General features: G+C 72.2%; 8 protein-coding genes and 1 pseudogene. 5 read left to right on the top strand and 4 right to left on the bottom strand.

Annotated features, from left to right (window positions below):
- Positions 1 to 14 precede the first annotated feature (14 nt).
- Positions 15 to 656: a DsbA family oxidoreductase gene (locus FEF34_RS11170; RefSeq protein ID WP_138053039.1), complete on the bottom strand. Its 642-nt coding sequence runs from the start codon at positions 654 to 656 to the stop codon at positions 15 to 17.
- Positions 657 to 804: 148 nt separating this feature from the next.
- On the opposite strand from FEF34_RS11170, the gene FEF34_RS11165 reads away from it, so the two are divergent.
- Positions 805 to 1,443, top strand: a complete 639-nt coding sequence (locus FEF34_RS11165) for a TetR/AcrR family transcriptional regulator (protein ID WP_171052910.1) — start codon at positions 805 to 807, stop codon at positions 1,441 to 1,443.
- Positions 1,444 to 1,775: 332 nt separating this feature from the next.
- On the opposite strand, the gene FEF34_RS11160 is transcribed toward FEF34_RS11165, so the two are convergent.
- From FEF34_RS11160 to glgX, 3 genes are all read right to left on the bottom strand, one after another.
- Positions 1,776 to 3,788, bottom strand: coding sequence for an ABC transporter ATP-binding protein (locus FEF34_RS11160; protein ID WP_138053037.1), 2,013 nt, complete (start codon positions 3,786 to 3,788; stop codon positions 1,776 to 1,778).
- Positions 3,785 to 5,647, bottom strand: coding sequence for an ABC transporter ATP-binding protein (locus tag FEF34_RS11155; RefSeq protein ID WP_138053036.1), 1,863 nt, complete (start codon positions 5,645 to 5,647; stop codon positions 3,785 to 3,787). Before FEF34_RS11155 ends, FEF34_RS11160 begins: the two co-directional genes overlap by 4 nt.
- 309 nt (positions 5,648 to 5,956) lie before the next feature.
- Positions 5,957 to 8,227: a glycogen debranching protein GlgX gene (gene glgX, locus FEF34_RS11150; RefSeq protein WP_138053035.1), complete on the bottom strand. Its 2,271-nt coding sequence runs from the start codon at positions 8,225 to 8,227 to the stop codon at positions 5,957 to 5,959.
- Positions 8,228 to 8,428: 201 nt separating this feature from the next.
- Here glgX and FEF34_RS11145 point away from each other — a divergent pair.
- The 4 genes and pseudogenes from FEF34_RS11145 to FEF34_RS11130 all read left to right on the top strand — a co-directional run bounded on the left by FEF34_RS11145 (position 8,429) and on the right by FEF34_RS11130 (position 12,718).
- Positions 8,429 to 9,681: pseudogene (locus FEF34_RS11145) on the top strand (L,D-transpeptidase).
- Between the two features lie 173 nt (positions 9,682 to 9,854).
- Positions 9,855 to 11,102, top strand: coding sequence for a L,D-transpeptidase (locus FEF34_RS11140; RefSeq protein ID WP_138053034.1), 1,248 nt, complete (start codon positions 9,855 to 9,857; stop codon positions 11,100 to 11,102).
- 82 nt (positions 11,103 to 11,184) lie between these two features.
- A complete protein-coding gene (locus FEF34_RS11135) occupies positions 11,185 to 11,952 on the top strand; it encodes an enoyl-CoA hydratase/isomerase family protein (protein ID WP_138053033.1) in 768 nt (255 codons plus the stop codon).
- Positions 11,953 to 12,214: 262 nt separating this feature from the next.
- Positions 12,215 to 12,718: an ATP-binding protein gene (locus FEF34_RS11130; RefSeq protein ID WP_138053032.1), complete on the top strand. Its 504-nt coding sequence runs from the start codon at positions 12,215 to 12,217 to the stop codon at positions 12,716 to 12,718.
- Positions 12,719 to 12,812: the final 94 nt, after the last annotated feature.

Here is a 12,812-nt window from a genome sequence, read left to right as displayed (position 1 = left end):
GGTGTGCGGCGGGATCAGGAGACGGTGGCGGCGCTGCCGTCGGCCGCGGCCCTCTCCAGGGCTTCGAGCAGGACTTCGGGGCTCTGGGCGCCCTCGAGCACCAAGGTGCCGTCGATGACGAAGGTGGGAACCGCCGTGACGCCGAGAGCGGCGGCTTCGGCAAGCTCGGCGCGGACTTCGCCGGTCCCCTCGGACGAGGTGAGGAACGCCAGCGCCGCGGCGCGGTCAAGGCCGGCCGCCTCGGCGAGTCCCGCGAGAGCCTCCCGGTCGCCGAGGTCTCCGCCATCGGTGAAGTAGTGCGCCAGCAGTCGCTCCTTCACCTCGGCCTGGCGCCCGTGCTGCCGCGCGAACCAGAGCAGCCGGTGCGCCTGCAAGGTGTTGGCGGCCAGGGCTTCGGCCATCCGGAACGTGATGCCTTCGGCGGCTGCGGCCCTGGTCAGCGGGCCGAACATGGTCGCAGCGGGGCGACCGAACTTGCGCTCGTAGACGTCCGCGGAGGGCTCCGCAGTCTCGGAGGCCGCAGGGTCGAGCTGGAACGGCCGATAGACGACGTCGACGCCCGCCGCCCCCGGGAAGGCGGCCAGGGCCTTCTCGAAGCGGCGCTTGCCGATGTAGCACCACGGACACACCAGGTCCGAATAGATCTCGACCTTCACGACGCTCGCTCCTGACGGGTCTGTCTCACGGATGGGCGCGGCTCCGTTTCGACAATTACGGACCGCTCGTTCCATAACGTAGCCCATTTTGGAACGAGCGGTCAAATACATGCGGCCCCGGCCGCCGCCCTTCGCTACCGTGGGGTGCATGGCGAGACCGCGCACGTTCGACGAAGAAGCGATCCTGGACCGGGCGATGATCCTGTTCTGGCGCAAGGGCTACGAGGCGACCGCGATGAGCGACCTCGTGGCGGAGCTCGGGCTGGGCCGCGGATCGATCTACGCCGCGTTCGGCGACAAACACCAGCTGTTCGTCCGGGCCCTCGGCCGCTACCTGGACCGCCAGACCCGCCTGCTCGACACCGCGCTCGACGACCAGGGGCCCGCGCTCTCCCGACTGCGGGACGTCCTGGGCCGACTCCTCGCCGCCGACGCGGCTTCCGGCGGTGCCGGGTGCTTCAGCGTCAACAGCATCGCCGAACTGCTCCCGCACGACGAGGAGGTCGCGAAGCTGGCCCGGCGCAACCTCCAGCACGCCGAGGACGCGTTCACGGCGCAGCTGGAGCGGGCCGCGCGGGACGGCGAGCTCGCTCCGGCCGTCAGCCCGCGCCAGGGCGCGCGGCTGCTGCTCGACCTGGTCCAGGGGCTGCAGATCATGCGCAAGGTCGATCCCGCTCCAGCCCGCTCCGCAGCCTGCCTGGACTCCGCCTTCGCCCTCCTGGGCCGGCCACTGGACACCGCCTCGGTACCCGGCGACGTCCCGTTCACGGCCTCGGCGGTGCCGTAGCCCTCCCAACGGTGTCGTCACGTCGTCGGCGGTACGACTCCGCAGGCGGGGTGGCCGTGCTCGGTGGCGATGATCGGCAGTGCGGTGCCGGCGGCGGTGCCGTGTGCCGTATCGGCACCGTGGGAACCCCGCGCGTACTACGGTCACCGCCCGAGCCCCGTGCGGTCGTGACGGGGACGGTGCGGAGCGAGGAGCGGCACACCCGGGGAAGATCGAAACAGGCAGCACGAGGATCGCCACTGAACGCGGTCATCGTCGACGAGATCGCGGATCTGCCGATCCACCGCTGCCTTCATCGTCGACGAAGTCGCGGATCCCGGTCCGTCGTGCCGTCAGACCAGGCTCTCCCGCCATGCCCGGTGCAGTCCCGCGAAGCGGCCCGTGCCGTCGATGAGGGAGGACGGGCTGCCGTCCTCGACGATGCGGCCGTGCTCCATCACCAGGACCCGGTCGGCGATCTCCACCGTCGACAGGCGGTGGGCGATGACGATCGCCGTACGCCCGCGCAGCACCGTGTCCATGGCCCGCTGCACCGCGCGCTCGCCGGGGATGTCCAGCGAGCTGGTCGCCTCGTCCAGGATCAGCACCGCCGGGTCGGCCAGCAGCGCCCGGGCGAAGGCGACGAGCTGGCGCTGGCCCGCCGAGATCCGGCCACCGCGCTTGCGCACGTCGGTGTCGTAGCCCTCCGGCAGACCGCTGATGAAGTCGTGTGCGCCGATGGCCTTCGCGGCCTGCTCGATTTCCTCGCGCGTCGCGTCCGGCCGGCCGATGGCGATGTTCTCGGCGACCGTGCCGGAGAACAGGAACGCCTCCTGGGTCACCATCACGACCCCGCGCCGCAGTTCGGGCACCGGCAGATCGCGCAGATCGGTCCCGTCGAGCAGGACCCGCCCGTCCGTCGGGTCGTAGAACCGGGCCAGCAGCTTCGCCAGGGTGGACTTGCCCGCGCCGGTCGAACCGACGACGGCGACGGTCTGACCGGCGGGGATCGTCAGATCGAAGTGAGGCAGTACCTCTCCGCCGGTGCGGTAGGCGAAGCGGACGCCGTCGAAGACCACCCCGCGGCCGGGACCGGAGGCACCGGCTCGCTCCGGCAGTGCCACAGGACGGGTGGGCTCCGGCACGGACGGCGTCTGGGCGAGCAGGCCCGCGATCTTCTGCAGCGACGCGGCAGCCGACTCGTACGAGTTGAGGAACATGCCGAGCCGGTCGATCGGGTCGTACAGCCGCCGCAGGTAGAGGACCGCGGCCGCCAGCACACCCAGCGCCAGCGTCCCCTCGGTCACCCGGTACGCGCCCCACAGCACGATGCCCGCCACCGCGGTGTTTGCCACCAGCCGGGAGCCCACCACGTAGCGGGCCATCTCCAGTAGCGAGTCCCCGTTGCTGCGGGCGTGCCGGTCGTTCAGCGCGTGGAAGCGCTCGTCGTTCGCCCGCTCCCGGCGGAAGGCGCGTACCGGCCGGATGCCGTTCATCGTCTCCGCGAACTTGACGATGACGGAGGCGATGGCGGTGGACCGCTGGGCGAACACCACCGCGGCGCGGCGCCGGTAGAGCCGCACCAGCAGGTAGAGCGGGACGAAGCTGAGCACGGCGAGACCGCCGATGCCGAGGTCGAGCCACAGCAGCATCGCCGAGATGTAGACGAATGACAGGACCACCGCAAGGAGTTCCTGCAACCCCTCGCTGAGGAGTTCGCGGAGCGACTCGACGTCGGTCGTGGAACGGGAGATCAGCCGGCCCGAGGTGTAGCGCTCGTGGAAGTCCAGACTCAGCGCCTGGGCGTGCCGGAAGATCCGGCCCCGCAGATCGAGCAGGGCGTCCTGGTTGACCCCGGCCGACGCGCGGATGAAGGCGTACTGGAACACGCCCGACCCGATCGCGCACACCGCGTACCCGGCGCCGACCATGACCAGCGGACCGTGGTCGCCGTCCCGCAGCGCGGGCACCCCCCTGTCGATGGCGAACGCGACGAGCAGCGGGCCGGCCTGCGCCGCGGCCTGCTGGAGCAGCAGCAGCACGGCGGCGACGACGACCCGGCCCCGGAGGGGGACCAGCAGCGACCGCAGCAGTGCGCCGGTGGCGCCCTCGGGAGCGGGCAGCGCGTCCCGGTCGAAGGGGTCGCCGCCCGCGTCCGCGCCCTCGGGGCCGGCGCCTTCCCGGTCCGTGCCCTCCTCGTCCGGGACCGCCGCGTCAGGACCGCCCGAACCCGCGCCCAGGGAGGCCGCGCCCCGAGGGCCTGTGCCCTGCGCGTCCGGGCCCGATGCCCCCGGGCCCTTCGTGGCGGCGCCTGCCGTGGCGTCCCCGGCGTCCGGCTGCGGCGTCGTGGCCGTCGATGGCGTCATCGGTCTCGCTCCTCGGCATGAGCGCCCGACATCAGCCAGGCGTACTCGGCGTTGTCCCGCAGCAGTTCGTGGTGGGTGCCGACGGCCGCGACCCGGCCCTCGGACAGCAGCGCCACCCGGTCGGCGAGCAGCACCGTGGACGGGCGGTGCGCCACGACCAGGGCGGTGGTGTCGTCGAGGACCCGGCGCAGCGCGGCCTCCACGAGTGCCTCCGTGTGCACGTCGAGCGCCGACAGCGGGTCGTCGAGCACGAGGAACCGCGGCTTCCCGACGACCGCCCTGGCGAGTGCGAGCCGCTGCCGCTGGCCGCCCGAGAGGCTGAGCCCCTGCTCGCCGACCTGGGTTCCGGAGCCCTGCGGCAGCGTGTCCACGAATCCCGCCTGGGCCACGTCCAGCGCGCGCCGGACCTCCTCGTCACCGGCGCGCTCCGCGCCCATCCGCACGTTCTCCCCGACGCTCGCCGAGAAGAGGGTCGGTTCCTCGAACGCCATCGACACCAGGGTGCGCAACTCCTCGCGCGGCATGGCGGCGATGTCCCGCCCGTCCAGCGTGATGCGCCCGGCGGTCACCTCGTAGAGCCTGGGAACGAGCGCCGTCAGCGTCGTCTTGCCGCTGCCGGTGCCGCCGACGAGGGCCATGGTCTCACCGGGCCGGATGTGCAGTTCGATGTCCCTCAGCACCGGTTCCGTGCCCTCGGACGCGTCGGGGTAGCGGAAGCGGACGCCTTCGAACCGCAGGCCGCCCTCCTCGGAGGCGGCCCGCTCCGGTCTCCGCCGTGGCGCGGTGACGGACGGCGGACGTGCGGGCGAGGCGGGCCCGTACCGGCGAGCCTCCCTCCGCACGGTCTGCCGCTCCTCGTCCCGTTCCTCCTCGGCGTCCAGGACCTCGAAGTAGCGGTCCGTCGCCGTCGCCGCCTCCTGGCTCATGGCGAGCAGGAAGCCCATCGCGTCCACCGGCCAGCGCAGCGCGAGCGCCGTCGAGAGGAACGCGACGAGCGTGCCGGCCGACAGGGTGCCGTCCGCGACCTGCATCGTGCCGAGCACCAGCGCGGCGCCGATCGCCAGCTCCGGGACGGTCATGATGACGCCGAAGATTCCCGCCAGCAGCCGGGCTTTGGCCAGCTCGGTCCCGCGCAGCCGCTCGGACAGCGCCCGGAAGGCCGCCGCCTGGCTGCGGTGGCGGCCGAAGCCCTTGATGATGCGGATGCCGAGGACGCTCTCCTCGACGACGGTCGTCAGATCGCCCACCTGGTCCTGTGCCGTCCGTGCCACCGACGAGTAGCGTGCCTCGAACCGGGCGATGACGAACACCAGCGGGGCGACCGGGGCCAGTAGCACCAGCCCCAGCGTCCACTGCTGGGCCAGCAGGATGCCCGCGCCGACGACGATGGTCACGCCGTTGACGAGCAGGAACGTCAGTGGGAAGGCGAGGAACATCCGCACGAGCATCAGGTCCGTCGTCCCGCGGGACAGCAACTGCCCCGACGGCCACCGGTCGTGGAAGGCCACGGGCAGCCGCTGGAGGTGCCGGAAGAGGTCGGCCCGCATCGCCGCCTCCACCCCGGCCAGCGGACGGGCCACCAGCCAGCGGCGGAAGCCGAACAGCACCGCCTCCGCGACCCCGAGCAGCAGCAGGTAGAGCGCCCCGAGCCACACCCCGCCCACGTCCCGGTCGGCGACGGGTCCGTCCACCATCCACTTCAGGACGAGGGGGATCACGAGGCTCAGACACGAGGCGACGACCGCGACGAACGCCGCCGTGAACAGCCGGGTTCTGACCGGGCGCACGTACGGCCACAGCCGCAGCAGGGAGCGGACGGTGGACCGGTCGGGCCGGGGCGCTTCAGCTGTGGTGGACATCAGGAGCGAGCCTACGGTTCACCACTGACAAGTCCCACCGAGTTTTTCGGGCCGCACGGTCGCGCGTCCCCGCTGCGCCGAGGCGCGGTGCTCGCCCGGGTGCCGCCGCCTGCCGCTCCGTCGGGACAGCCGTCCCGCCGCTGCTTGGTGCCGCGCCGCAGCAGCGGGCCGCTGTACGCCGCCGCCGGTCGCGCAACGGCGCAGGCCCGCCCCGCCGTCCGCCGTCCGCCGTCCGCCGTCCGCCGTCCGCCGTCCGCCGTCCGCCGGACGGCGGACGACAGGCCGGCACGTACGCGCCGAGCCGGGGTCTCAGCCCCCGTCCCGCACCCGCAGCAGCAGCACCGACCGCGCGGGCACCGTGGTTCGTGCCCCGCCCCGGTGCACCGTGCCCGGTGCCGCGGACTGGTCCTCCAGCGAGGTGTCGACGACGAGTTCGTACTCCTCCGCCCACGGCGGCCCCGGCAGCCGGAAGGCCGTGGGACGGTCGGCGGCGTGCAGGACGATCAGGAAGCTGTCATCGGTGACCTGGGTGCCCCGGGCGTCCCGGCCCGGAATGTCCCGGCCGGACAGGAACAGCGCCAGGGTGGAGGAAGGGGCGTACCAGTCCTGCTCGGTCATCTCCGCGCCGCGCGTCGTGAACCAGGCCAGGTCCCGCAGTCCGTCGGGCGTCTGCGGCCGGCCGGAGAAGAACGCCCTGCGCCGCAGCACCGGGTGCGCGCCGCGCAGCGCGAGCAGCCGGGAGGTCAGCGCCAGCAGTCCGTCCGGCCCCGGCCGGCCGAGCAGCGACCAGTCGAGCCAGCCGGTCTCGTTGTCCTGGCAGTAGGCGTTGTTGTTGCCGCCCTGGGTACGGCCCATCTCGTCGCCGGACACCAGCATCGGGACGCCCGTGGACAGCAGCAGGGTGGTGAGCAGATTGCGGATCTGCCGCCGGCGCAGGGCGTTGACGTCGGGGTCGTCCGTCTCCCCCTCGGCGCCGCAGTTCCAGGCGCGGTTGTCGTTCGTGCCGTCCCGGTTGCCCTCGCCGTTGGCCTCGTTGTGCTTGCGCTCGTAGCTGACCAGGTCGCGCAGGGTGAAGCCGTCGTGGGCGGTGACGAAGTTGACCGAGGCGTACGGCCGTCGGCCGCCCCAGGCGTACAGGTCGCTGGAGCCGGACACCCGGTAGCCCAGGTCCCGCAGATCGGGCAGGGCGCCGCGCCAGAAGTCCCGCACCGCGTCCCGGTAGCGGTCGTTCCACTCCGTCCACAGGGGCGGGAACGCCCCGACCTGGTAGCCGCCGTTGCCGACGTCCCACGGTTCGGCGATCAGCTTCACCCGGCGCAGCACCGGGTCCTGTGCGATCACGGCGAGGAACGGGGACAGCATGTCGACGTCGTGCATCGAGCGGGCGAGGGCCGCCGCGAGATCGAAGCGGAAGCCGTCGACACCCATCTCCGTGACCCAGTAGCGCAGCGAGTCGGTGATGAGGCGCAGCACCTGGGGCTGGACCACGTGCAGTGTGTTGCCGCAGCCGGTGTAGTCGGCGTAGCGGCGCGCGTCGGGCTGGAGCCGGTAGTAGCCGCGGTTGTCGATGCCCTTGAGGCTGAGCGTCGGGCCCAGCTCGCCGGCCTCCGCGGTGTGGTTGTAGACGACGTCGAGGATGACCTCGATGCCCGCCTCGTGCAGGGCGCGCACCATCCGCTTGAACTCGCCGACCTGCTGTCCCGCGGTCCCGGAGGCGCTGTAGCCGGCGTGGGGCGCGAAGTAGCCGACCGAGTTGTAGCCCCAGTAGTTCCTCAGCCCCCGCCGCAGCAGGTGGTCCTCGTGCGCGAACTGGTGCACCGGCAGCAGTTCGACCGCCGTGACCCCGAGCCGTACGAGGTGGCCGACGGCCGCCGGGTGCGCGAGGCCCGCGTAGGTGCCGCGCAGTTCCGGCGGGACGCCGGGGTGCAGCCTGGTGAAACCGCGCACGTGCAGTTCGTAGATGACGGAGTCCGCCCACGGCGTCTTCGGCCGCCGGTCGTCGGCCCATTCGTCGTCCGGCGCGTCGTCGTGGACGACCACGCCCTTCGGGACGTACGGGGCCGAGTCCCGGTCGTCGCGCACGGTGTCCGCGACGTGCTGCTGCGGCCAGTCGCGGACGTGCCCGTACACCTCGGGCGGCAGCGCGTACTCGCCGTCGACCGCCCGGGCGTACGGGTCGAGCAGCAGCTTCGCCGGGTTCCAGCGTGCCCCCGTCCACGGGTCCCAGCGGCCGTGGACCCGGAAGCCGTACCGCTGCCCCGGCCCGACGCCTGGCACGAAACCGTGCCAGATCTCGTGGGTGAGCTCGGTCAGCGGCAGCCGGACCTCCGCTCCGGACGCGTCGAAGAGGCAGAGCTCCACGGCCTCGGCGCCACCCGCCCACAGGGCGAAGTTGGTGCCCGCGACACCGTCGGGACCGACCCGGTACCGCGCGCCCAGCGGGTTCGGCGCCCCCGGCCGGACCGGGGGTCCGAAGCCGTCCGCCGCTCTCGGCCGTCCGTTCAGGGCCGGGAGCGGCCCCGCGGCGGGACGAGGCCGCTCACCTTCCCGTACCGCCTCCTGCTCGGCTGCGCTCGACACCTGTCGGCCTCCCGCGGCTCGTCGGGCCCGCGCGGCTCCCGCCCACGGCGTCCCGGCCGTGGCTCCCCGCGTGTGGGCCTCCCACCATTTCTGCCCGACGCCGCGCTGCTCCCAACATGACCCGCTGCGACGTTTCCCCAGGAGGGTGGCTGTCGTTGGTCGGGACGTGCTGTGTCTCTGCGACCCCACGAGGTGGACTCTGTGAGCAACGCGGTGAGGCGGACGAGGGCCACGCTGGCCGTCGCCGTGCTGTGGACGGGAGTGCTGGCCGGGCTGACCGGCTGCACCGGCGGAGCCGGGAGTGCCGGAGCCGGTCCGGGTGCCGGCGGCGACAAACCCCGGGCGCAGGCGCCCGGCGACACCATCCGGATCACCCCGGCGGACGGGCCGGCGCGGTGCCCGCGGACGGCCGGCTCGAAGTGACGCTGGCGAGCGGGCGGCTGGAGCGGGTCATGGTCACCCAGATCGAGAGCGCGCAGCCCGCCGACGTCCCGGGCGCCGTCTCCCCGGACGGTCTGAGCTGGCGTCCGAAGCCTGGCACCCGGCTCGCGCTGGCGGCCAAGTACAGCGTCGACGCGGTGGCTCTGGACGCCCACGGCCGCCGTTCGGCACGGCACACGACCTTCACCACCGTGGTGCCCGACCACCGCTTCATCGGCTACTTCACCCCGGAGAACCGTTCCACGGTGGGCATCGGAATGATCGTCTCGTTCGACTTCAACCGCGGCATCAGGAACCGGGCGGCCGTCGAGCGGGCCATCCGCGTCACCTCCGTACCGCCCGTCGAGGTCGTGGGCCACTGGTTCGACGCGGAGCGGCTCGACTTCCGCCCGCGCGAGTACTGGAAGCCGGGCACCAAGGTCACCGTCGACATGCGGTTGCGCGATGTCGAGGGCGCGCCGGGGGTGTACGGCATCCAGCGCAAGACCGTCCGCTTCACCGTGGGCAGGTCGCAGATCTCCCTGGTCGACGCCCGCGAGCGGACCATGGAGGTGCGCCGCGACGGCCGGTTGCTGACGACGCTGCCGGTCACCACGGGGGGCAGGAAGACCCGGACGTACAACGGCAGGATGGTCGTCAGCGAGATGCACGACGTCACCCGCATGAACGGCGCCACGGTCGGCTTCACCGACGACGACGGCAAGAGCGAGTACGACATCAAGGACGTGCCGCACGCGATGCGGCTCACCACGTCGGGCACCTTCCTGCACGGCAACTACTGGGCCGATCCGGCGGTCTTCGGCATGCGGAACGTCAGCCACGGATGCATCGGGCTGCGCGACGAGAAGGGCGGCAGCCAGGACTCCCCGGCGGGCTGGTTCTTCGACCGGACGCTCATCGGGGACGTGGTGGAAGTGGTCAACTCCCCGGACCGGATGGTCGACCCGTGGAACGGTCTGAGCGGCTGGAACATGGGCTGGAAGGAGTGGAAGGCCGGCTCCGCCCTGCGGTGAGCCCCCTCCCGCATGACCGGCACGTCCACCGGGAAGATTTGCGACTGAACGGTGACATGTGCGAGAACCCCCGGCGACCTGCGGTGTGGTTATCTAACGCAGTGCGCGCCGTTCGAGCGCGCGGGGGTGCGGGCCTCGGCGTGGCCAGGCCGTGCGAGGGGAGACAACTGATCGTGAACGGGCAGCCGATATCGGGGGCATCGGTCCGGCCGGGCCGGCGACGCGGACGCACCGCGCTGCCGGCCCTCGCCATGGGGGCGCTACTGCTGCTGGTTTCCGCCTGCGGCGGCGGCGACTCCGACCGCGCGGCCGGAGGCGACAAGGGCGCCGGGGACGGGGGCAAGGTCGGCACTTCGGCTTCCCAGGCGGTCGTCACCATCGCGCCCAAGGACGGCGCGAAGTCGGTCGCCACGAGCGGCGCGCTCAAGGTGACCGCCGACAAGGGCAGGCTGACCGAGGTCGCCGTCAAGGACGACAAGGGCAACGCCGTCGAGGGGAAGATCGCCGCCGGCGGTGCGAGCTGGGAGCCGCTGCAGCACCTCGCCTCGGCCACCAAGTACAAGGTGCACGCGATCGCCGAGGACGCCGAGGGCCGTGAGTCCGCTAAGGACACGACCTTCACCACGCTCGTCCCCAAGAACACCTTCGTGGGCCACTACACCCCCGAGAACGGCGCCACGGTCGGCGTCGGCATGCCCGTCTCCATCAACTTCACCCGCGGCATCACCGACCCCGAGGCCGTGGAGAAGGCCATCGAGGTGACCGCCGAGCCGCCGGTGCCCGTCGAGGGTCACTGGTTCGGCAACGACCGCCTGGACTTCCGCCCCGAGAAGTACTGGGCAGCGGGCACCAAGGTGACGGTCCGGCTCAACCTGGACGGCGTCGAGGGCCGCCCCGGTGTGTACGGCAAGCAGGCCAAGACGGTCTCCTTCACCATCGGCCGCAGCCAGGTCTCCACGGTCGACGCCGGCGCCCACACGATGAAGGTCGTGCGCGACGGCAAGCTCCTCAAGACCATTCCGATCACCGCGGGCGCCCCGTCGACCACGACGTACAACGGCCAGATGGTCATCAGCGAGAAGTACAAGGTGACGCGGATGAACGGCGCCACCGTGGGCTTCGGCGGCGAGTACGACATCAAGGACGTGCCGCACGCGATGCGCCTGTCGACGTCCGGCACCTTCCTGCACGGCAACTACTGGGCCTCGCGCGGCACCTTCGGCTCGGCGAACGTCAGCCACGGCTGCGTCGGTCTGCGCGATGTGCGCGGCGCCTACGACAGCGGTACGCCGGCGGCGTGGATGTACAACAACTCGATCATCGGCGACGTGGTGATCGTGAAGAACTCCAAGGACAAGCAGATCGCCCCCGACAACGGCCTGAACGGCTGGAACATGTCCTGGGCGGAGTGGGCCGGGTAGTCCCCGACCACACGGACGAGGGCCCGGCGCTGTGACGGACGGCACCGGGCCCCCCGGCGTTAACGGGGGCTAACCTCCCCGTATGACAGTCACTCTCGAAGTCTCCGAAGGCGTCGGCACCATCCGCCTGGACCGCCCCCCGATGAACGCCCTGGACATCGCCACCCAGGACCGGCTGCGCGAACTGGCCGCCGAGGCGACCGACCGCGACGACGTCCGCGCCGTGATCCTCTACGGCGGGGAGAAGGTGTTCGCGGCAGGCGCGGACATCAAGGAGATGCAGGTGATGGACCACACCGCGATGGTGAAGCGGTCGAAGGCCCTGCAGGACTCCTTCACCGCCGTCGCCCGCATCCCCAAGCCCGTCGTCGCGGCCGTGACCGGCTACGCCCTGGGTGGCGGCTGCGAGCTGGCGCTGTGCGCCGACTACCGGATCGCCGCCGACAACGCCCGGCTGGGCCAGCCGGAGATCCTGCTCGGTCTGATCCCGGGCGCGGGCGGCACCCAGCGGCTGGCCCGGCTGGTGGGCCCGTCCAAGGCCAAGGACCTCATCTTCACCGGCCGCCATGTGAAGGCGGACGAGGCGCTGGCCATCGGACTGGTCGACCGGGTGGTACCGGCCGCCGAGGTCCACGAGCAGGCGCACGCCTGGGCCTCGAAACTGGCCCAGGGGCCGGCGCTGGCGCTCCGGGCGGCCAAGGAGTCCGTGGACGCCGGGCTCGAGACGGACATCGACACGGGCCTCGCGATCGAACGGAACTGGTTCGCGGGCCTGTTCGCGACCGAGGACCGGGAGCGGGGGATGCGGAGCTTCGTCGAGGAGGGCCCGGGCAAGGCCAAGTTCGTGTGAACTCGCCTCGCGGGGACCGGGATTGGGCGCCGACGCCCGTCGCGTCAACTTGGTGAGTGCCTTAACCGGACCTTAAGGCCCCATCGGTCGCCGTTCTTGGCGATCACGCGTAAGCGGCGCGTCACCGCAGGTCGGTTGGGCCATGGAGGCCTTCTGGATGCCACGGGCATATGCCAATTCGGCACCTCGGGGCCCTCTTTCCCGGGGTGCCGATTCCTCCGGAACGGTCACGGAAGGCTCTTCGGGCGGCCATGATGGGGGCATGGCGGGGCTGGAGGGTGTGGAGCAACCACGGGCGCGCGGCAGTGCGACCGCCGCGCGGTGGACGCCGGCCGTCGACGACGAGCGGGTGCTCGAGGCGGTCGAGCTGTTCGGTGATCCGACGGAGGGCGAGGTCGAGCTGCCCTCGCGCCCCCAGTCCGCCGCCACCGCGCGCCGGTTGACGCAGTGGGGAGTGCTCCGTCAGTGGGCGCTCTCGCCGCAGACCGCCGAGCACGCGATCCTGCTGGTCTCCGAGCTCGTGGGAAACGCGGTGCGGCACACCGGAGCGCGGGTGTTCGGGCTCCGGATGCTGCGCCGGCGCGGCTGGATCCGCATCGAGGTGCGCGACCCCTCGCGCGGTCTGCCCTGCCTGCTGCCGGTCCATGAGCTCGACACCAGCGGCCGCGGGCTCTTCCTGGTCGACAAGCTGTCCGACCGGTGGGGTGTCGATCTGCTGCCGCGCGGCAAGACGACCTGGTTCGAGATGCGGATCGCGGACCGCTGACACCGGAGCGGCCGCGCCGCCGCCGTGGCGCATTCGCCGTCGGTGCCAGGGCGTGCCGGCCTCGCCGGGGTCCGGACGCACGAGAGCCCCCTTC

It is taken from the genome of Streptomyces marianii (assembly GCF_005795905.1).
Lineage (GTDB): Bacteria > Actinomycetota > Actinomycetes > Streptomycetales > Streptomycetaceae > Streptomyces > Streptomyces marianii.
The sequence above is the reverse complement of the archived record's forward strand: the minus strand, read 5'-3'. Positions and strand labels throughout refer to the sequence as shown.

What these genes read in the sequence shown, in the direction of transcription:
- FEF34_RS11165 (WP_171052910.1), top strand. Translation starts at nt 805, where the DNA reads ATGGCGAGACCGCGCACGTTCGACGAAGAAGCGATCCTGGACCGGGCG.
- FEF34_RS11160 (WP_138053037.1), bottom strand. Translation starts at nt 3,788, where the DNA reads ATGACGCCATCGACGGCCACGACGCCGCAGCCGGACGCCGGGGACGCC.
- FEF34_RS11155 (WP_138053036.1), bottom strand. Translation starts at nt 5,647, where the DNA reads ATGTCCACCACAGCTGAAGCGCCCCGGCCCGACCGGTCCACCGTCCGC.
- FEF34_RS11135 (WP_138053033.1), top strand. Translation starts at nt 11,185, where the DNA reads ATGACAGTCACTCTCGAAGTCTCCGAAGGCGTCGGCACCATCCGCCTG.
- FEF34_RS11130 (WP_138053032.1), top strand. Translation starts at nt 12,215, where the DNA reads ATGGCGGGGCTGGAGGGTGTGGAGCAACCACGGGCGCGCGGCAGTGCG.